The organism is Mycoplasmopsis cricetuli ATCC 35279 (genome assembly GCF_000526955.1).
Lineage (GTDB): Bacteria > Bacillota_I > Bacilli_A > Mycoplasmatales > Metamycoplasmataceae > Mycoplasmopsis > Mycoplasmopsis cricetuli.
The window spans coordinates 1-21,026 of sequence record NZ_JAHB01000004.1; the positions used below are offsets into that span (position 1 = coordinate 1).

At 24.4% G+C, this 21,026-nt stretch carries 20 protein-coding genes and 1 pseudogene; 8 read left to right on the forward strand and 13 right to left on the reverse strand.

The genetic code is table 4. The features are described 5' to 3' along the window. The 4 genes from U744_RS04155 to nagB form a co-directional block, all read left to right on the forward strand. The coding region (locus U744_RS04155; protein WP_036431737.1) for a glucose PTS transporter subunit EIIB at positions 1–462 on the forward strand (462 nt) is incomplete at its 5' end. Further along, entirely contained in the window at positions 462–698 is a 237-nt protein-coding gene (locus U744_RS0101545; protein WP_025755344.1) for an LPXTG cell wall anchor domain-containing protein, read from the forward strand. The genes U744_RS04155 and U744_RS0101545, both read left to right, overlap by 1 nt. Before the next feature lie 29 nt (positions 699–727). Then, complete coding sequence (locus U744_RS0101550; protein ID WP_025755345.1) at positions 728–1,570, forward strand: histidinol-phosphatase; 843 nt, start codon at positions 728–730, stop codon at positions 1,568–1,570. A gap of 124 nt (positions 1,571–1,694) precedes the next feature. Then, the gene (gene nagB, locus U744_RS0101555; protein WP_025755346.1) at positions 1,695–2,420 is read left to right on the forward strand and encodes a glucosamine-6-phosphate deaminase; all 726 of its coding nucleotides are present in this window, start codon (positions 1,695–1,697) and stop codon (positions 2,418–2,420) included. 33 nt (positions 2,421–2,453) lie between these two features. Here the strand turns inward: nagB and U744_RS0101560 are convergent, their stop codons facing one another. The 3 genes from U744_RS0101560 to U744_RS04160 all read right to left on the reverse strand — a co-directional run bounded on the left by U744_RS0101560 (position 2,454) and on the right by U744_RS04160 (position 5,385). After that, entirely contained in the window at positions 2,454–3,341 is an 888-nt protein-coding gene (locus U744_RS0101560) for a MurR/RpiR family transcriptional regulator (RefSeq protein ID WP_025755347.1), read from the reverse strand. Positions 3,342–3,409: 68 nt separating this feature from the next. Then, entirely contained in the window at positions 3,410–5,053 is a 1,644-nt protein-coding gene (locus U744_RS0101565; protein ID WP_025755348.1) for a PTS transporter subunit EIIC, read from the reverse strand. Further along, a complete protein-coding gene (locus U744_RS04160) occupies positions 5,053–5,385 on the reverse strand; it encodes a hypothetical protein (RefSeq protein ID WP_025755349.1) in 333 nt (110 codons plus the stop codon). Before U744_RS04160 ends, U744_RS0101565 begins: the two co-directional genes overlap by 1 nt. A gap of 667 nt (positions 5,386–6,052) precedes the next feature. On the opposite strand from U744_RS04160, the gene U744_RS04810 reads away from it, so the two are divergent. Together U744_RS04810 and nagA are read left to right on the forward strand one after the other, a co-directional pair. Further along, entirely contained in the window at positions 6,053–6,247 is a 195-nt protein-coding gene (locus U744_RS04810) for a phosphoheptose isomerase family protein (protein ID WP_025755350.1), read from the forward strand. Between the two features lie 265 nt (positions 6,248–6,512). Next, entirely contained in the window at positions 6,513–7,622 is a 1,110-nt protein-coding gene (gene nagA / locus U744_RS0101595; RefSeq protein WP_025755351.1) for an N-acetylglucosamine-6-phosphate deacetylase, read from the forward strand. Between the two features lie 56 nt (positions 7,623–7,678). Here nagA and recO read toward each other — a convergent pair whose 3' ends face one another. Both recO and U744_RS04170 read right to left on the reverse strand, forming a co-directional pair. Continuing rightward, positions 7,679–8,353, reverse strand: a complete 675-nt coding sequence (gene recO, locus U744_RS0101600; protein ID WP_025755352.1) for a DNA repair protein RecO — start codon at positions 8,351–8,353, stop codon at positions 7,679–7,681. A gap of 40 nt (positions 8,354–8,393) precedes the next feature. Then, positions 8,394–9,749, reverse strand: a complete 1,356-nt coding sequence (locus U744_RS04170; RefSeq protein ID WP_211234160.1) for an ATP-binding protein — start codon at positions 9,747–9,749, stop codon at positions 8,394–8,396. A gap of 381 nt (positions 9,750–10,130) precedes the next feature. Between U744_RS04170 and U744_RS0101610 the strand changes: the two genes are divergently transcribed. Beyond that, positions 10,131–11,651, forward strand: coding sequence for an amidohydrolase (locus U744_RS0101610; RefSeq protein ID WP_025755353.1), 1,521 nt, complete (start codon positions 10,131–10,133; stop codon positions 11,649–11,651). A gap of 60 nt (positions 11,652–11,711) precedes the next feature. Here U744_RS0101610 and U744_RS0101615 read toward each other — a convergent pair whose 3' ends face one another. From U744_RS0101615 to U744_RS0101635, 5 genes and pseudogenes are all read right to left on the reverse strand, one after another. Then, entirely contained in the window at positions 11,712–12,911 is a 1,200-nt protein-coding gene (locus U744_RS0101615; protein WP_025755354.1) for an oxidoreductase, read from the reverse strand. A gap of 1 nt (position 12,912) precedes the next feature. Then, positions 12,913–13,957, reverse strand: a pseudogene (locus tag U744_RS04175) (lipoate--protein ligase). 9 nt (positions 13,958–13,966) lie between these two features. Then, complete coding sequence (locus tag U744_RS0101625) at positions 13,967–14,809, reverse strand: SIR2 family NAD-dependent protein deacylase (protein ID WP_025755355.1); 843 nt, start codon at positions 14,807–14,809, stop codon at positions 13,967–13,969. Between the two features lie 3 nt (positions 14,810–14,812). Further along, positions 14,813–15,145, reverse strand: coding sequence for a glycine cleavage system protein H (locus U744_RS0101630; RefSeq protein WP_025755356.1), 333 nt, complete (start codon positions 15,143–15,145; stop codon positions 14,813–14,815). Next, a complete protein-coding gene (locus U744_RS0101635) occupies positions 15,132–16,157 on the reverse strand; it encodes an MsnO8 family LLM class oxidoreductase (protein ID WP_025755357.1) in 1,026 nt (341 codons plus the stop codon). Before U744_RS0101635 ends, U744_RS0101630 begins: the two co-directional genes overlap by 14 nt. 247 nt (positions 16,158–16,404) lie before the next feature. Between U744_RS0101635 and U744_RS0101640 the strand changes: the two genes are divergently transcribed. Next, a complete protein-coding gene (locus U744_RS0101640; RefSeq protein ID WP_025755358.1) occupies positions 16,405–17,346 on the forward strand; it encodes an L-lactate dehydrogenase in 942 nt (313 codons plus the stop codon). A gap of 147 nt (positions 17,347–17,493) precedes the next feature. On the opposite strand, the gene U744_RS0101645 is transcribed toward U744_RS0101640, so the two are convergent. From U744_RS0101645 to U744_RS0101655, 3 genes are all read right to left on the reverse strand, one after another. Beyond that, positions 17,494–17,949, reverse strand: a complete 456-nt coding sequence (locus U744_RS0101645) for a YhcH/YjgK/YiaL family protein (RefSeq protein ID WP_025755359.1) — start codon at positions 17,947–17,949, stop codon at positions 17,494–17,496. 221 nt (positions 17,950–18,170) lie between these two features. Further along, a complete protein-coding gene (lpdA, locus tag U744_RS0101650; RefSeq protein WP_025755360.1) occupies positions 18,171–20,015 on the reverse strand; it encodes a dihydrolipoyl dehydrogenase in 1,845 nt (614 codons plus the stop codon). 4 nt (positions 20,016–20,019) lie between these two features. After that, positions 20,020–20,970 (reverse strand): 2-oxo acid dehydrogenase subunit E2, encoded by a 951-nt coding sequence (locus U744_RS0101655; RefSeq protein ID WP_025755361.1) that lies wholly within the window; start codon positions 20,968–20,970, stop codon positions 20,020–20,022. Between the last annotated feature and the right edge of the window lie 56 nt (positions 20,971–21,026).

Consider the following 21,026-nt stretch of genomic DNA (forward strand, 5'->3'; position numbering starts at 1 on the left):
TGAATGCTTTGAGTACTTGGACCAATTTTCTTTCTTGAATATTTAATTGTATTTTATTTATTAATTTGAAAATTAAACTTAAAAACTCCAGGCCGTGATAATATTGAGTTTAAATTATTTACCAAAAAAGATTTTATTAACAAAAAAGAAAAATTAATTCAAGATCAAATTGAATACAGCAAAATTGTAACTGATGAAAATATCAAACATGAAAAACCTGAAGATATTCAAAAAAGTATTCAATTGATTAATTTTTATGGTGGATTTGAAAATATCACTGAAGTTGGCGCTTGCATTTCAAGACTTCGCATTTCTGTTCTTGATAAAGAAAAAGTTAAAAAAGATGCTATTAAAAATTTAGGTGCTGCTGGAATTGTAGAAACAAATGATCAAGTTCAATCAGTATTTGGTGCAAAAGCAATGGTATATGCTCGCATTATCAATAACATTAAGAATAAATAATGAATAAATTTGTTTTTGCCATTGTATTTATTGCATTAGGATTTGTTTTATTTGCCATATCCTTAATTATTTATTTTTATCGCAAGAAAAAAAATATTAACTATCAAATTAATGAAAATGAAAAATATTTAAGGCAAATTTATTGAACTTTTATCAAAAAATTACCACTAATTTTTTTCCTATGTGGACTTGTTTGTATTTTAATGACTATAAAAATTTTTCTATCAGAAATTTAAATTAATTTAATATCAAAAGGAGGTTTGAAATGAAATATGATTATCACAATCACACCTATTACTGCAATCACTCTGATACAACTGTTTCTGAATTAGTTGAACATTATGTAAGTTTAAATTACAAAGAAATTGGAATTTCAGATCATATTCCATATCCTGGAGAATTGGATTTAAAAGACCCATCCAGAATGAGACATGATCAAATGGAATCATATATTCAATTGGTTAAAGAACAAAAAGAAATTTACAAAAACAATCCTAATTTAAAAATTTACACAGGATTTGAAAGTGAATATTTTCCAACTCAAAAAAAATGATATGAATCACTTCTTAAAAGAGAAGATGTTGATTATTTAATTTTGGGAATTCATGCCGTAGATAATCTTGATCCTGAAAACAATTACAATACTAAATGTACCAATAAAAAAGAACTTCAAAGATATTGAAATGCTTTAAATGAAGGAATGCGAACTGGATTATTTTTATATGCTGTACATCCAGATTTTTACATGAAATCATATGAAAAATGGGATCAAGATTGTGCTGAACTTGCTTATAAAATTTGTGATTTAGCTCTTGAATTAGATTTTCCAATTGGTTTTAATATTAATGGATTTTGAAAAGGACCTCGAAAAATCGGTAATTCTTATCGTAATAAATATCCAATGCCTGAATTTTGAGAAATTGTTAGAGAGCGCAAAGTTAAAATTTTACTTGAATCTGATACACATCATAAAGCACAACTTTATGATGATAAAATAGTTCAAAAAACTTATAAACTATTAAAAGAATGAAAAATTGATCACTTGCTAGTTGAAAAAGTTAACATGAATAAATACAAACAAAAAGTAGCTAAAATTCTTAATAAATAACAACTCACAAATAAAAACTAAATTAAGAATTATTGAATGTTTTAATTTTATTATTTATTTTTTTAATTTAAAACTAATTATTTTATAATTAAACTATTAATTATAAAAATATAGGGATTTTAAAATGAAAATTATTAAAGTTGACACTTCAGGTGAACTTGCTAATGTTTGTGCTGATTTAATTGAAAATCAAATTCAAACTAAACCAGATTCTAAAATTTGTTTTGCTACTGGATCTTCTCCAATTGAAACTTACAAAAAATTAATACAAAAATACAAACAAGGATTGAATTTTGAAAATATAATTACTTTTAATTTAGATGAATATGTAGGACTTGATAAAACACATCCATGTTCATATTATTATTTCATGCAACACAATTTATTTTCACATATTAATGTTAAACCTGACAATATTAATTTTCCAAATAACAAAGGAGATTTAATAATAAATGCTAACGATTATGAAAATTTAATCAAAAAACATGGTGGAATTGATTTAACCATTCTTGGAATTGGCACAAATGGACATATAGCATTTAACGAGCCTGGTTCTTTAATTACTGATCGCACTCGAGAAGTCAAACTAACTGAAAGCACAATTAAAAGTAATAACATATACTTTAAAAATCCAAATGATATACCATTAACAGCATTATCAATGGGAATTGCAACTATTTTACAGTCAAAAAAAATTATTTTAATTGCTTTTGGTAAATCTAAAGCTAATGCCATTAAAAATATGATTGAAGGACCAATTACCTCAGAATGTCCAGCTAGTTTTTTACAAACTCATCCAAATGTAACTATAATTGTTGATAAAGATGCAGCTTCTCTTCTTTTAAAATAAAAAAATATCAAGATAAAAATACTTGATATTTTTTTATTTTTTTTCTTTTTCTAAATTCGGGAGTAAACTATTTCATTCTTTAATACTTTTGTTTATATTATTAAAAATAACTTTATTTTTATCCACACGATTAGCCAAATAAGAAAAAACAATATCAGCTAAAATAAATGCAGAAATTTTAGATCCTATTGATCCAATTCGATATCTTTGATCAATCGAATTTAAAAGTAAAATATTTAAATTTGAATCATGCTTAAAAACTTTGTTATTTTTAGTTCAAAGTGAATAAGAAATATGATTTTTATTCATATAATCAATGATATTTTTAATTTCAAGAGTTTCACAACTTCGAGAAATTACTGTAATATGCATTTTTTCTTTAAGCAAACTACTAAAAGAATAAAAATCATGAATACTTTCTAAAAAAACAGCATTAAATCCAATTTTACGAATATTAGTTGCAAGATATTTTGCAACTAAAAATGATTCTCCAATACCTAAAAATACATTTAACTTTTGATACTTTAAAATTGTATTAATATAATTTATAATTGAATTGGAATTTAAAAGACTTTTAATTGTTTTTTCAATTGCTACTAAGTAGTGAGTTTTAGTATTATGGATAATTTCATTTAATGTAAGTGAATCTTTTTCATTTATATTTAAATTATTTTCAATTAATTGAGTTTCACGTTTGGCTACATAAATTTGTAGTTCACCGAGTGAATTAAAACCTAGATTTCAAGAAAATCTTGAAATGGTTGGTTGACTTAAACTAAGTTTTTTACTCAATGAAATTGTGTTTAGTTTCAAAAATTCACTTGTTTCATTTTCAATAAAATTTAAAATTTTTTTATTTGTATTAGTATTTTTTATTTTTTTTAAGTAACAATTTTCAATAATTGATATTTTATTGTTCATAATTTTTATTATAAAATTTTATTTTAAAACAAAAAAGCAAAAGTAATATTTGCTTTTTTTAACCAAATTTATAACTTTTCACCTTTATGTGAATTGATCTGATTGTTCAATGATTCAGCTTCAACTCCAAAAATTGCATGAAAGTAATTATCTGAAATTTTTATAACTCCAAATGCTCCGGCATTTTTAAGTTCTTTTTCATTTACTTTGGAACCATCTTTTACTTTATATCTAAGTCTTGTAGAACAATTGGTAAAATCAACTATATTATCTCAACCTCCAAATGCTTTAATAATTGCTTTTGCTTTTGTTGAGAAATTTGTCTCACTATCAATTGTAATTGAATTATCATCTATATTTGATCCTGCAATTTTTCCGTCACCTCTACCTGGAGTTGATAAATTAAATTTTTTAATTAGTAAAGTTGAAACGAAAAAATAAGAAATTCCAGTTGCTGCTCCAATTGGTAAAATTCAAGCGGGATTAGCAAATACTGCATTAGTTGATGTAAATCCTGATTGTTTAATAATCGCAAGTGATTTTGGAATACTAATTAAAAAATCCATAAATCCAGCACTAAATCCAAATCCTAATTGAATTCCGAACAACCCTGTTATAAAGGCTGAAATCCCAGTTAAAAGAGCATGCACAAAATAAAGAAGTGGGGATACATATAAAAAAGCAAATTCAATTGGTTCTGTAATTCCTGAAATAAATGAAACAAGAGCTGCAGAACCAAATAAAGCTAATACTCTTTTTCTTTGATCTTTATTTTCTGCTGTAAAAACAAATGCTCCTACAAGAGATGGAAGTCCAAACATCATCATTGGAAAGAAACCAGCTTGAAATAATCCCCCAGGATTTCCTTTTGCTGCTCCATTTAAGAAAATGAAAATATCTCCATTGACAATTTTATTTGGATCGGATGCACTTACATGTGATCCTAATTGAAATCAAAAAATATTATTTGGAATATGATGTAATCCAAAAGGAATAAGCAATCTATTTAAAAATCCATAAACCCCCATAATTGAAGCTCTTGTAAATCTTATTCCTAAAGTCATTTCTTCTTTTGGTGCTGTTGCAATTGATAAGTTATAAGAAATAATAAAAATAACATAAGCAATTCAAGGAAAAATAATTGAATACACAATTGAAAAAATCACTGAAAATACAATTGCTAATGCAGGAATTAATCTTTTACCTGAGAAAAAACCTAAAATTTTAGGCAACTCCACGTTATTTGTATGATTATAAATAAATGCAACAAATGAACCTATAATAATCCCTGAAAGAACATTACCTCCTAGTATGGCATTATATTTGCTTCCAAAAAGTTCTTTAAATCCAATAACATTTCCTTCTTTTATTTCAGTTAAAGCACCAAAATTAACTTTTGAATAAAATGAATCAGTAATTAAAGGAACTAATTGAGCAACAATAAACATTGAAATTAAACCAGCAAAAGCCGCTTCACCTCGTTTTTCCTTAGTAAATCCAAATGCTAGTGCAACAGCAAAAATTAAATATAAATTATCAAAAATAATACCGCCAGACTGAGTGATAACATTTTGCACTAATTTAGAAAAATTGGTATAAGTTGGAATATCAGCTCCAATTCTAAGTAAAATTGCTGCAATTGGTAAAACCGCAATAGGAAACATTAATGTTGATCCAACTTTTCCGATGCGATTTAATATGCGCTTAAACATTATTTTTCTCCTTTTCTCAAAGGAATTTTATTTAAAGTATCTTTGTTTTTCTTAATAACAAAACCATTTATTACAACAGTTGAAATAATAGCTGCAAAAAATACTGCTACAAATATCACAACAATTGATGCAATTAAATTTGATCTTAAAGTTGCTTTATATACTCATTGTGTATATGCTTGTTCTGCTGTTTTAGCTGGCATATCTTCAAGGGTGTATAAACTAATTAACAATACTACAGTAACTAATAAAATGCAAAATAAAATTCAAAGTACAATGTAAATTCATTGTCTTGTATCTTTTACTTTGCTAGTCAAACTAAATAATGACACTATTTATCCTTTCATAATTTTGTTGTAAGTAGTTTTTCTACTTAAAAATAGTATAGTTCTTTTATTTTTTAAATATATTTATTGAATAAATTATTCAAAATATTTGTTTAGATATTAATAAAAATGAATAAATTATTCAAAAATATGTTTTTATTTGATAAATAATTAAAATGAAGTTTGAAAATGAGGATATAATGAATGAATTAGTTACATTAAAAAACAAAAGATCTTGCTGTTTATTTTTTAAATCCATTTTTGATGTTTATGTAATCATTAAATCTAAAGAAAAAAAAGAAAAAATTAACCATTTTTTGTGACAAAGTAGCTAAAACTATTTTCAAATCAGAGAAAAATAATTTATATTGGAGCAAAAACTAGGGTAGAATTGCTATGTTAGACTCTCTTGATATTTTTTCAACTTTTACTGAAAAAATTGATTCAATTATTCAATGACTGGTGAACAAAAAGCAGTTTTAAATTCTTTAGAACATAATGAAGATGATTTTAATTTAGAGTTTGAAGATGCTAAAAATTTAGCTTAAATCAAAATGATATTGTGATTGGTCTTTCTGCTTCTGGGCAATACTAAATATGTTGCAGGTTTTTTTAGCTATGCGGAAAAATATGAAATTTACACAGCCTTAATTACAAATAAAAATAATGCTATTTGTGAAAAAATGCTAATTTTATTTTAATAATTGATGCTGGAAATGAAATTATTGAAAATTCAACTGGTTTAAAATGTGCTAATTCTCAAAAAATTATTTTAAATACACTTTCAATAATTGCCGAAATTAAAAACAATAAAGTTTTTGATCAGTTAATAATTGACGTTAAACCAATTAATGAAAAACTTTTTTAGCGTATTTATAAGATTATTAGTAAAATTACAAATGTTAATTTAGAAATAGCGAAGCAATATTATTTTTAGGGGGCAAAATGTTTCTTGTGCAATTTTAATGATTAAAAAGCAATTAACTTTAAAGAAAGCTAAAAATTTATTGATTTTAAATAAGAATAATTTAAGAAAAACTCTTGAAAATAAAAATTAAAAATAAGTATAAATTATATTAAAAACTAAATAAAATATAAAATATACATGTATTAAAATTTAGTAAGTAGGCGTTATGATAATTAAAAATGTAAGTGTTGTTAATTATAATGAAATAATTAACAATGCAGATGTTCATATAAAAGATGGAAAAATTTTAAAAATTATTCGAAAAACTGGATTTTCTAAAAAATATTTACTTCCAGGTTTTATTGACACTCATATTCATGGGTTTAAAAATAAAGATTTTAAAGATAGCACTGAAGCATGTCAACAAATTCTTGATGAACTTGCTCATGAAGGTATCACTGCAGTTATGCCCACTTTAATGACTGATTCATGAGAAAAAATTTTACAAGCACTTGAAAACACTTCAAAAGCTAACTCATATGGAAGTAGAATTTTAGGAATTCATCTTGAAGGACCATTCATTAGTGAAGATAAAAAAGGAGCTCACAAAAGTGAATTTTTAACTGCAGCAAGCATTGAAAAAATCAATCAACTTCATCAAGCTTCAAATTACATGCTTAAAAAAATTAGTTTTGATCCCAAACAAGTTTCTTTAGAAGTTGTTGAACATATGGCAAGTTTAAAAATTACTCCATTTATTGGTCATTCAAATGTATCTTTTGAAGTAGCTCAACAATATTTTAATAGTAAAGTTAAAGGAGTATGCCACATGTGAAATGCCATGAGTGGGATTGATTCACGTAATCCAGGATTACTACAAGCTGCTTTTTTAAATGATGTATACACTGAAGTGATTATTGATTTGATGCATATTTCTAAGCCATCAGTTGAATTTACTCTAAAAAACAAAAATCTTTCAAAAATAATTTGTATTTCTGATGCAATTAAACCAGCATATGCTCCAGATGGAGACTATGAATCTGGATCCCTTCCAATTACTAAAAAAGGATTTAAAATAACTTTAAAAAATACTGAAACCATTGCTGGAAGCGCTATTACTATATATGATTCATTTAAACATTTAATAAAATTAAATTTAGATTTAAAAGATATTGTTAAATTAACTTCATATAATGCTGCAAGATCATTGCAAATGAAAAAATTGGGAATTATTAAACCAAACTATTGAGCAGATTTAGTTTTAATTGATAAAAAAAGTTTAAATCTTGATGCTGTTATTTTAAATGGTAAATTAATTAAAGGAAAACTTAAATAAACTTAATATAAATAAAAACACATCAATTTATTTTGATGTGTTTTTAAAATGTTTATTTAAAAATTTACAATGTTATAAGTTAAACAGAATTTAGTGATTAAATAATAAATAATTTGTCCGTGTAATTTTGAACAAGTGTTTAAATATTTAATTTCATCATTGTACAAATTATAAATGTTCTCCAAGAGAATATTTGACATATAAAATGGCATTAATTCATTTTTGCACAAAAAACCATTGTAAAAATAATTAAAACTAACTATGTTTTTATTAGAATGGCATTTAGCACATGTGTTAGTAATTACTTGATAGTTAAAATATTTTAAAATATGAACATAAAACAAATTCAAAAAAATATGTATATGTGAATCATTAAAATAGTCAATAATTTTCCAGTATAAATTTACAATACTATTTTGAAAATAAATTTGTTTAGATAATTTTACAATGCGATTTAAAAGCACGAATGTTTTTTCATTAAAAATATCATATTGTCCAATTAAAGTTACTTTTTTTAGTCTTCCAATTTTATTGATAAGTCTTGCAGCAAAATATTCAATTTCACATAAAGCACCTTCAAGTAAATTGTTACGATTTTTTGAATTTATTTTTTTAAGTCCCTGAGCTAACAAACTAATTTGTCCTTTTGAAGTTAAAAATTTTAAAATAAACTCATTATCACTTATTTCTTTTTGTGATATTAATATAGCTTTGTTAATAGAAATTGCCATAAAAATTATAATACTGAAATATTTTTAGTATAAAATTTAACTATTTTATGTTTAATGGCAATTTGTTGTTTTCTTTTAAAACTTTAAAATCTCTTAATATTGTACGCTCTGAAACATTTAAATGTGAAGCTATTATCGGAATAGAAATACTATTATCTTTTGAAATTAATTCAACTATTTTTTGTCTTCTTTTGTCTGGAGTTAATTTATATTTTAAATTATTTAGATCATTTTGTTTGATATTTAATTTTGTTTGATTTTCACTTAAAATATTTTGCTTATCATTAAAATAATTTTTATTAACTAAAGTTAATTTAACAAAATTTGAAGAGACTTCATATTTTGGTTCAATTGGAAAATCCTTATATGAATTAAAAATTTTTTCAATTCCTGTTCCATAATCTTCAATATATTTTAATTCTCTTAAAATTTTTGCAACACTTTTATTTCTTTGAGCTATAGCTCCTTGTTTAATATTATCCAAAGTCAATCCAGCTGGAATTGATCCAGGTGAAAATATTTCTACTCTATCATCAAATAAATCAATTTTTATTTCTGAATTTAAAGTTCAATCTCTATGTGAAAAACAATTTAAAATCGCTTCGCGAATAGCTATTTCTGGATAATCACTAAACTCGCTTCTTTCTGGATTCTTAGTTATAACAATTTTTATTTTATTGTGTCAAGAAAAAAATTTTAAAATTTCATCTATTTGTTGAATTATTGACCCTTTAAATTCTTTTTTATCCTTAAAAATATTTTTATCTATTCCTTGAAAAATAGCAAATTTTGTAATTATTGTATTTTGATCACTAATTAAAAATGCTGCATTATTATATTCACCATTAGGCGAAACAAGTGAAAGAGATTTTAGATTAAATTCATTTTTAATTTTTAGATCTAAATATTTTTTCTTAATATATTTAAATGTTAAACTTTTATATTTATATATTTGTTCTTCAAAATTATGAGCAACATTAGATAAAATCATTCTTCTTATTTCTTCTGGTCCAGCCTTTCTTTTAGAACTTCCTACTCTTATATAAATTCCTCCAAAATTAAATTCACCCCCTTCTCCTTTTTTAACAGAATAAGGTTTATTTTTCCCTTCTTTTATAATTATTTTAAAAAATTTTTCACTTAAATCTAAGGTTACTAAATCTTGGATTTCTGGAGAAAATGCATTTGAAATTCAATTTGAAATTAAATTTTCTCAATCTCTATAATTTTTAACTTTTTCCTTTAAAATTACACCTTGATCATTAACACCTAAATAAATTACCCCTCCTTTAGTATTTAAAAATGAAACAATTTCTTCTTTAAAACCTTTTGAAATATCTTCTTTGAATTCTAAAACATCGCTTTCATACATTTTTATTTTATTTTTAATCATCATTAATTGTCAACTTTCTACATAATATTTTAATTTTATTTAATTATTTTAGTTATTATAATTCTAACATTATTTTTTGATGTTTATTCTGTGTTTGTCATGAATTTGTCATATATTATCATATTTTGTCACAGATTTGTCACATATTTGTCTGTGATTGTCGTATATTATCATATTTTGTCATAGATTTGTCACATATTTGTCTGTGATTGTCGTATATTATCATATTTTGTCATAGATTTGTCACATATTTGTCTGTGATTGTCGCATATTATTATATTTTGTCACATCTTTTAGACTATAAAAACTATACTTTTAAATTATCTTAATAATATTTTTAAGCAAATAATTAATTCATATAACAACTAAAGTATAATTTTAAACATGATTGTTGGATACATAAATGGAAAAGTTTGAATTGAAAAAAATAAATTCAAAGAAGCTTTCATAGTAAAAAATAAAAAAATAACCTTTGTAGGTACAACAAAGGAAATTTTAGAAAGAAAACCTAATAAAATAGTTGATTTAAAAAGAAAAGTTGTTCTGCCTGGTTTAATGGATAGTCATATTCATTTTTTATTTGCCGCAAAATATGACTCATATGTAAATTTATCAAAAGCAAAAAATCACCAAGAATTAATTAATATTTTAATTGATTTCAATCAAAAAAATCAAGTAAAAGAAAATGATGTTTTAATTGGGTATGATTGAGATGAAACTCAATTCCAAGAAAAAAAACGATTTTCAAAAGAATTGCTAGATTATTATTTCCCGAATATTTCAGTTTTTTTGTGAAAAAAATCATATCATTCTGCTATAGCTAACACTCATGCTTTAAAAAGACTAAATATTTTTTATCCTAATGCTTTTTATGAAAAAAGTTATATTGAATTAGATCAAAACAACATGCCAACAGGTTTTTTAAAGGAAAAAATTTGTTATAAATCTGATGTTTTAATTTCAAATGAACAAATAAAAAAACAAAAAAATAATTTTTTAAAATGAATAAAAATTGCCAATCAATTAGGTATAACAGGAATTTTTACTTGTGATTTAAGAAATGATAATTGAGAAAATGATTTTAATATTTTTGAAGAACTTAATAATAAAAATCAAATTTCTTTAGAAATAGCTCACCAATTATGATTAACAGAAGAAAAATGACAACATGATTTTTTAAACAAGATAGGTAATTTAAAAATCAAAAAAGACAACCACAAACTTAGAGCTATAAAAGTTTTTGCAGATGGAACATTTTCAAATAACACAGTTAATTTAAAACATTTAAACAAAAAAGACAATCTTTTTATTGATGAAAATAATTTTTATAAATTTGTAAAAAAAATCAATGATAAAAATTTATCTGTTGTTGTTCATTCTATTGGTAATTTAACAAGTGACATTGTAGTTAATAATTTTATAAAAGCTGATCCTTATAATAAAAATAGAAATGGATTAATACACAGTGATGTACTAGATGATGAATTAATAAATTTAATAAAAAAACATAATATTAACTTATCATTGCAACCTTGTTTTTTAGAACTTGACACAGAACAAAATTTAAATGTTAAAAAACTTCCACTTAAAAAATTATTCAATCAAAATATAAAAGTAAGTTTTGGAACTGATTGAAAAGTGTGTGATTTAAACCCCTGAAAAAATATTTATTGAGCTGTCAATCACCCTGATAAAAATAGTAGAATTAAAATTTATCAAGCAATTGAAGCTTATACCTTAGGAACAGCAAATTATATGAAAATTGATGATAAAGTTGGAATTATTAAAAAAGGATATTTTGCTAATTTTATTGTTTTAAAAAATAATATTTTTAAAATGAATAAAAAAAATATTAAAAATGTTAAAGTTTTATCTACATATTTTAGGGGGAAATTAGTAACATAAACTCAACTTAAAAAGCAAATTACTAAAATTTTTACATTTAAATGTGATTTATTACTTTTTTTATTTTTTAATATTTTTGTAATTATTTTCAAGTTTCCTTAATTCATCTCTACTTTCTTGAGGCAAACTTGCTCCATAATCCATCATTTGCACTATTTCTTTAAAAGCTGCTTTTGGTATAGACAATTTATTTAAGTCTTTTTTTATAATATTTAAATTAATTGATTCAAATTGTTTTTTTTCTATCTTTAAAGCAAAATCTGGATCAGCTATAAACACTGAACTTAATCCAATTAAATCAACATGTTCAATTGCTTCAATGCATTTTTCTGGGCTATTTATTCCACCATTTATCATTAAAATTAATTTATCTTTAAAATAATCTCTAACAGCCTTAGTTCAAAGTCAATTTTTGTATTTACTTTCAGTTCTAACTTTATTTAAATAAATATTTTTTCCTCAGCTCGCTAATGATAAATAATCAATTTTTATTTTTTTGATAATATTTTCAATTAAATTTAAAAATTCATCAAAAGTAAATCCGATGTCTTGCCCTAAAATTTCTTCAGGAGTTGCTCTAAAACCTAAAATAAAATTTTTGCTGGCATGTTTTTTAATAATTTTTTGAACTGAACTTAACACTTCTAATGTTAATCTTGAGCGATTTTTAATATTTTGACTTCCATATTTATCATTGCGTTTATTTTCATTTTTAGAAAAAAATGCTTGTAGCAATAATCTTTGAGCTGAGGAAATTTCTACTCCATCAAAACCTGCTTTAATAGCCCTTAAAGTTGCATTTTCGTAATCTTTAACAATTTTTTTAATATCTTTAATAGATAGTTCTTGTACATAATGTTCTTTAGGAAAATTAAAAAATCTTTTTGAAGGACCTACAACATATCCATTTCGAAAATGAGAAATTATTGAAAATCTTCCTGAATGAGTTAATTGAACTATTGCTTTTGAACCTTTTATCTTCATGGCATTAGCAACCTTTTTCATAGATTCAATATGTTTATCACTCATTAGTGAAAAACCAAATTCAAAAAGTTGAGCTTCTTTATTGATATATGCTGCACTAGTTATTGACAAAGGAGCACTATGAGCTCTTTTTAAAGCATAATTAATATCTTTTTTACTCGCAAATCCATTTTTACTTGATGCATTTAAAGTAATTGGTGATAAAACAAATCTATTTTTTAATAAATTGTTTTTAATTTTTAAAGGACTAAAAAGTTTTTCAAAATTATTTTGCATTTTAATTTAGTAAAAATTCTACAAATTTTTCTATATCAATTGGTTTTAGAAAAAAATCAGAAAAATTTTCTTTTTTTAACTTCTTAATCAAATCTTCTTTTAATAATTTAGTTCCAATTAATTTTTTTTTCTATGACAGTGATATCTTTATTTGCTTTTACAAAAAAATCACCACTGATTTTAATAAGTTTAATTTTTCCTTTATCAATTTCAATTGAAACATTAATAGTTCCTGTGTCAAATCTTTTTTCTCTATTATATGAATATCTAGGACTAAGTCCATAAACTCAATCATAATTTTTATACTTTTGCTTAACCAACTCATCAATTTCTTGTCACTGTTCTGAAGTTAATTCATATCTAATTATTTCATCTAAATTATTTATTTTTAGAAATTTTTGCAAAAATATATCCTTAAACTCAAAAATTGTTAAATTTTTATATTCGTCAGCAAAATAATCTTTTAGTTTTCCTACTCTTTGACGAATTGATTTTATTCCTTTTGATTGAATTTTATTTTTATTAATTTTTAAAACAGATTCCATCATATCAAAATCAACATCATACAGTAGTGAAAATCCACCATATAAAATATTTTTATCAATCAAAATTGCTGCACCTGATACTTTTTTATTTTCAATAGTTAAATCATTTTTCCCTGTTTGTCCTATTTTATCAGCCCCCATACTTTTTAAAACACTAATAGCTGGTTCATAAAAACTTTTATAATCAATTAAATTATTATTAATATTATTCAAAGGAATTAAAAAACAAAAACAAGCAGAATTATTGTCTAAAAAAATAGCTCCTCCGCCTGTGTCTCTTCTAACAACAGGGATCTTTCCTAAATATTTTTCATTAATTTCAACTTTTGGATTTTGAAAATAACCAATTTGAACATGTGGATTTGAAATATAAGGAAATACTAAAATTTGATCTTTTAAATTTAATTTATCAAAATTATTAAGAAATCAAACTTGAAGAGCAATGTGATAAGCACCATCCCCAATATACTTACCATTTCTAATAGGTTCAACTACAATCATAAACACCTTTTAATATAAATCTGATAATTTTTCTAAAATAACTGAAATATCATCATAAATAAAAATAGATTGATCTAATATTTCTTTTTTTGTACGATATTGTTTTTGATTTAAAACTAAATATGTAGCATTTTTATTTTCTTCTACATATTCTCAAAATTTTCATTTAATAAATTGTGGAGTTATATTTCCACAGCCTATTTCTAAATAAAGAATTTTTTTATTTTTGTTTTTTTTAATAAAAGACGAATAATTTTCTTGTTGCCTTACAAATTTTTCATCTTCTACCATACCCATAAAACAGTGGCGTTTATTAACTTCAAGCACTGAATCACATTTAGTACATTTTGGTAATAATTCAAGTGGTATTTGCATATTTTTTTGCTCTCTAACCATTTTTTCAATTAAATTTTTATTTTCATAAGTAATATTTGAACATTTTTTTGAACATTGTAATAGATTATATTTTCCTTGTACATAAAAATATTTATCAATGTGGAAATTAGTTTTTTCAAGTGAACTATCTGAATTTGTTGTAATAATAAAAAAATTTTTATCTTTCAAAATCTTTCTTAAGTTAAAAAAGGATTTTGAAGGTTCTTGTAAATAATAATTAAGTAAAATAAAACGGCTATGAAAAGCTCAATATGTCAGTCAATCCGGATAATCAAACAATGAAGCTTGAAGCATATCTATAAATTTGTATTTATTTTTAAAATCTTCAAAATTTTCTTCAAATCTTTTTCCATAATAACTTATATTATCAGCATTGGTCATTCCCGAACCAATTCCTACAAGTATTGCTTCAGATTCATCTATTATTTTTTTAATTTTAAGCAAATCTTTTTTCATAATTTAATAATCTTCTAGTTCTTCAAACTCTTCAAAATTAACATTATTTAGCTTTACAATTCAATTCTCATTAACATTAGATGAATTAAATAAATTGGGTTTATTGATTGCTTTTTTGTTAATTTCCACAATATTGCCACTTATAGGAGATCTTACATATAAAATCGCCTTTGATGCTTCAATGGTTAAAATTAAATCATCTTTATTTAAAAAAGATTTATCATCATATTTTAAAAAACCAGCAGTTCCAATATCATCTTGCAATTCAGCTGAAGGATAAACTGTATAAATATCACCCTCTTTTTCAACTATTAAAAAATTTTTAATTTTTTTCATTTTTATTCCTCTTTTTTGTTGTATTAATTTCATTAAATATATTTGCTATTTGTTTTATATTTTTTATTCTATTTTTATTATCAGATAATAATTGAGCGCAAATAAAATTATTTATTTGATATTTTTTTGCAATTTCTAAAATTTGTTTTTTAACTTCTTCTGTATCTCCAATAATATTTTTATTTTTATTTTGTTTAATTTGTTCTAAATCTTGTTCTGAATATTTATAACTATTTGCTTGTTTTAAACTTGGAAAATTATTAAATTCATTAAATTCTTTTTTTCCTAAAATAAATAAATTAAATGATTTAATTAATTCATTTGCTTTTTTCTTTGTTTTAGCAACCACTACATTAATTGCAAAAGCTATGTCATATTGATCATTTTTATATTTTTCTTGTCAAATCTTTCGATATGTTTCCAAAGCTTTTTCAAATATGTTTCAGTCATGATTTAAAAAAAATCCATAAATAATATTTAATTTATTATTTGCTGCAAATTTTGCTCCTTCAACTGAACAAATAAGCATATACAAATTTGCTTTTTGTTTAGTTTTTGGAATCGAAATAGCTTTTGGAGCATTAATTTTTTTGATTTTAATATCTAAATAATGCAATAATTCAATTCACTTTTCATGATAATTTGAAACTGTTAGCATTTCTTTTTGAACAATTTCAGTTCCTGGATTTGACCCAATTCCAAAATAAAATCTTGAAGGTTTCAAAATCATCATTATAAAAATATCTTCTGCTACTTTTAAAGGTGAATAGTGTGATAACATAATTCCTGCACTACCCAGTTTTATTTTTTTTGTTTTATTTGCTATTTCCAACATTAATAATGAAGGATTGGTTGAACCTAATGCATAAACATTATGATGCTCAGCAATTCAAAATGAATCAGCATTAAGTTTTTCTGCTATTTTTGCTATTTTAATTGAATTATAATATGCTTGTTCAGAAGATGTATTTTCATCAATTAAAGCATATTCCATTAGTCCAAATTTAATCATGTACACCTTTTATTATATTTATATTAATAATTATAAATTATTAATTTATTTAAAAAAATAAACAAAAAAATTTTAAAAATAATTTTGTGGTATAAATTATGATTTTATTTTCACTAATAAAATATTATTTTTACTTTTTTAATATAATTAAAATGTAGATTATTTAAAAGATTTTTGGTAATAGAATTTTTTTTTTTTTTTTTTAATTTATAAAAGTAAAAATGTTAAAAAATAAAGGATGTATTGTATGAAACCAACAAAAATTATTTTAATTGGTGCAGGAGCTGTTGGAACAGCATTTGTTTATTCAAGTATTAATCAAGGACTTGCAGCTGAATATGGATTAATTGATCAATTTGAAAATCCAAGAGATGGAAATGTTATGGATTTTGAAGATGTTATTTTTCCATCACAAAGAAAATATAAAGTTTATGCAGCTGACTATAAAGATGTAAAAGATGCTGATTTTATTATTATAACTGCAGGAAGACCACAAAAACCAGGTGAAACTAGGCTTGAAATGGTTAAAGAAAATGCAGAAATTATGAGAAACATTGCTCGTAATGTTAGAGATAATGGTTTTAAAGGAATTACAGTCATTGCTTCTAACCCTGTTGACATTATTACATGAGTTTACATTAAAGAAACAGGATTTGATCCTAAAAAAGTTATTGGATCAGGAACAATTCTTGACACTTCAAGATTAAGATTTTTATTAGGGCAAAAAACTGGTGTTTCAACATCAAGCATTGAAGCATTTGTTTTAGGGGAACATGGTGATTCTTCATTAGTTAACTTTTCATCATTTAAAATTGCTGGACTGCCATTTTCAAAATTTGAAAAATTAACTGGAATTAATGCAGATAACTATGAAGCAGAAGTAGAATACCCGGTTTCTAGAAAAGCTTATAAAATCATAGAAAGAAAAAGAGCAACATTTTTTGGAATTGGTGCATGTTTAGCTAAAATTGTTAGAACAATTCAAGAAGATTCTAAACTTGTATTACCAGTAGGAGCGCTACTAAATGGTGAGTATGGATTTAATGATGTTGTTGCAGGAGTACCAGTAATTTTAGGGTCTAATGGGATTGAAAAAATTCTTGAAATTGAATTAAATGAAAAAGAAAAATCCAAATTCAAAAATTCAATTGATGTTATTAAAAATTCAATTGATGTTGTTAAATCATAATAATTTTAAATTTATGCTTAATATTTAATTTAAAATAAAAACCTTGTTTTAAAAAACAAGGTTTTTTTATTTATTCTAAAAAAACAAAAAAGTCTAGCATTAAAAGTATTGTTAGTTTAAGTAAGATTCTATACATAAATAAAAATGTTACATTTTAATTTTAAAAATTAATTTATTCATTTTTCTATTTTTTTCAATTATTTTTGGTCCATGTGCTTCATAGGGAAAAAAGAATGCAAATTCATCACTATTTAAAGATAATTTATTTCTTTTTACATTCATATTGAAAAGCTTCATTTCAATTTCTGGATCATAATCTTTGTATACATCTTTTAATTCTTCTGTTTGAGCATAGTAAATTAATTCTCCAGGTTCAACAACAATATGTAAATCAGCATAAATATGATGAATTTCATATAAACCGTTCTTTTCTTCAAAACCATCCATTTCAACATTAATTACAAAAACATCATTTCCATATAAATGTGTTTTTCCTTTTGGAATTTTGCTTAATGAATTATTTTTTATTCAATCAATAGTTTTGTCTAAATTAGGATGAATATTTTTGTAACGATCAAGATTTGACAATTTATCTGTTATCATTTTTTTCCTTTCATTTGTAGTTAAAAGTGTAATTAATTAAAAATTTTTAAATAACATAATAAAAACTATAAAAATTATACAAAGTTTTTTAATTAAAACCCTTATGATATTTACAATTTATTTGTTAATACTTTCAAAATAAAAAATGCAATACTATAAATATAACATTAATTATAGTACTACATTTTCGTTTATAAGAAAAATTTTAATTATATGTAGATTTATTTTTTCAATTTATGTAATTGATGTACAGCAGATCTTGCTGCTTCTCAAATAACTTCACTAAAAGTAGGGTGAGGATGAACTGAAGAAGCAATTTCATAAACAGAAGTTTGAGTATCCATTGCTAAAACAATTTCAGAAATTAAATCAGTTGCAGTTCCGCCAATAATATGACAACCAATAATTTCTCCATACTCTTTATCAATAAGTAATTTAGCAAATCCTTTTGGTTCATTAGCTGCTAATGCTTTACCTATAAAAGTAAACTGGTGTTTTACTGTAATAAAGTCTTTATTTTCTTTTTTAGCTTGCTCTTCTGTTAATCCAACCATAGCAATTTCAGGACTTGTATAAATGCAGGCCGGTACAGTTTTTGCATTATATTTTGCCTGTTTATTTAAAATGTTTGAAACAGCAACAACAGCATGACGATATGCCACATGAGCTAACATTGCTTGGCCTGTTACATCCCCAATTCCATAAACTCCATCAATATTAGTTTGGCAAAATTCATCAACTAATAATTCTTTTCTTTCTCCAAGTTTAATTCCTACTTGTTCTAAATTAAGCGATGAAGGAACTCTTCCAACAGATACAAGTGTTAATTCAGATTTAATTGAATTTTCTTTTCCATCTACTTCATAGAAAATTTTTCCCTGTTCAAATTTAGTAGTGTTAGCGTTAGTAATAATTTCTACATTTAAATCTTTTAAATCAGATGTTACTTGTTTAATAACATCTTTATCCAACATTGCCAAAACTGTTGGCATATTTTGAATAATAGTCACTTTAGTCCCTGCTGAGGCAAAAACCTGAGCAAATTCAACTCCAATAACTCCACCCCCTACAATAGTAAGAGATTTAGGTTGTTTTTCTAAGTTTATAGCTTGTTTGGAAGTAATTAATTTACCTTCTTTATATCCAGCTTCAAATCCTGGTAAACCAATTTCTCGATCACTTGATCCTGTTGCAATAATTAAATTTTTTGCCTGATAAACTTTATTATCAACTTCAATTTCATGTGATCCGACAAACTTAGCTTCACCAAAAATTGTTTTTACTTTGTTCATTCTCATTAATGCTTGAATTCCAGAAGTTAGTTGGTTTACAACTTTTGATTTTCTTTCATGCATTTTTGTTCAATCAATTTTTACATCAATTTTCCCCGTAATTCCATATTCATGAGCATGTTGAATTGAATGAAAAACTTCAGTTGTTTTTAATAGTGCTTTAGTTGGGATACATCCAACATTTAAACAAACTCCACCTCAAAATTCTTTTTCAACAATTAATGTTTTTAATCCTGCTCCTCCAGCTTCTTCTGCTGCTAAGTATCCCCCAGGACCTGAACCAATTACTATAACATCAAATTTTTCTTCAATTTTTCCAGTAAATTGTTTTCCTTGGTCTTTAGATAATGACTTGTTTTCAGTTGTATGATGAGAAATTTTTACAGTAGGTGTTTCAGGTTTTTTAGCTGGTCTTTTAAAAGCTGAAAGATCAAATAATTCATTTGATACTTTAACTTCACCTACAACAGAAGCACCAGCTTCTTCAGGTTTTTCCTCTGTTTTTTCTTGAACTTGAGATTCTTTATCAGTATCACCTGTGCCATCATCAATGTAATAAATTTCCTGTCCAACATGAATTGTATCACCAACATTCATTAGCACTTTAACAATTTTTCCAGTAGCAGGTGAAGGGATATCAGAAGTAACTTTATCTGTTTCAACAGAAAAAAGCGAGTCACCTTCTTTTACTTCATCACCTTCTTTTTTATAAATTTCAGCAACAACACCTTCGTGTAGACCTTCTCCAATATCAGCGAATTTAAATTTATGCATTATATTATAAAACTCCTAATATTTCAGGTTTTTCTAACAATTCTTTTACTCTAGATAAAAATCTACCTGCATCAGCTCCATCAATTCATCTATGATCAGCTGCGATTGTAATATTCATAACTTTTCCTGCTACAAATTCACCATTTTTAATTAAAACTTTATCAACTATTGTTCCTATTCCAGCAATTGCTAGTTCTGGATAATTTATGACTGGAGTTCCAAATAAAGCACCAACTGATCCATAATTAGTTATAGTAAAACTTCCTTGTTGCATTTCAGTTGGTTTAATAGTTTTTTGTCTTGCTGCTAATGCTAAACGGTTAATTTCTTGTGCTAAATCAGGAATTGATAAAGTATAAGCATCTTTAACAACTGGTACCATTAAACCTGCCTCTGTATCAACAGCAATTCCTAAATTAATTGTTGAAGGAAATACTATTTCATTAGAACTTTCATCATATTTTGCTGCTAAAATTGGAAAATCTTTTAATGCAAGTAAAATTGCTTTAGCAATAAAAGGTAAAAAAGTTAATTTTACTCCTGTATTTTTTTGAACATCTTCTAAAATTAATTTTCTTAAATTTCATAATTTAGTCATATCAACTTCATTAACTAAACTAAAGTAAGCAACATTATCTCTTGAATTAATCATTGCCTTTGCAATTGCTTTACGAATTGGTGCAATTTTTTCTCTTTTTCCTGATAATGCTTCACTAAAACTTTTTGAAGCTTTTACTACAGGAGCACTTTTAAGTGGGCATGTAGTTGAACTTGGTTGTGCATTAGAATTAGAAACTGATATGTTTGTAGAAACTGACTGCGGTGCATTCTTAAATGCCTCCACATCTTCTTTCATAATTCTTCCTTGAGGTCCTGTACCTTTAACTAAACTAAGATCAATACCTAGTTTTAAAGCCATAGCCCTAGCAATTGGAGCTACTAATATTTTTGACATTTATTCAATATTCCTTTCACTATATTTTTAAAATTCTATTCAAACTTTATATTATA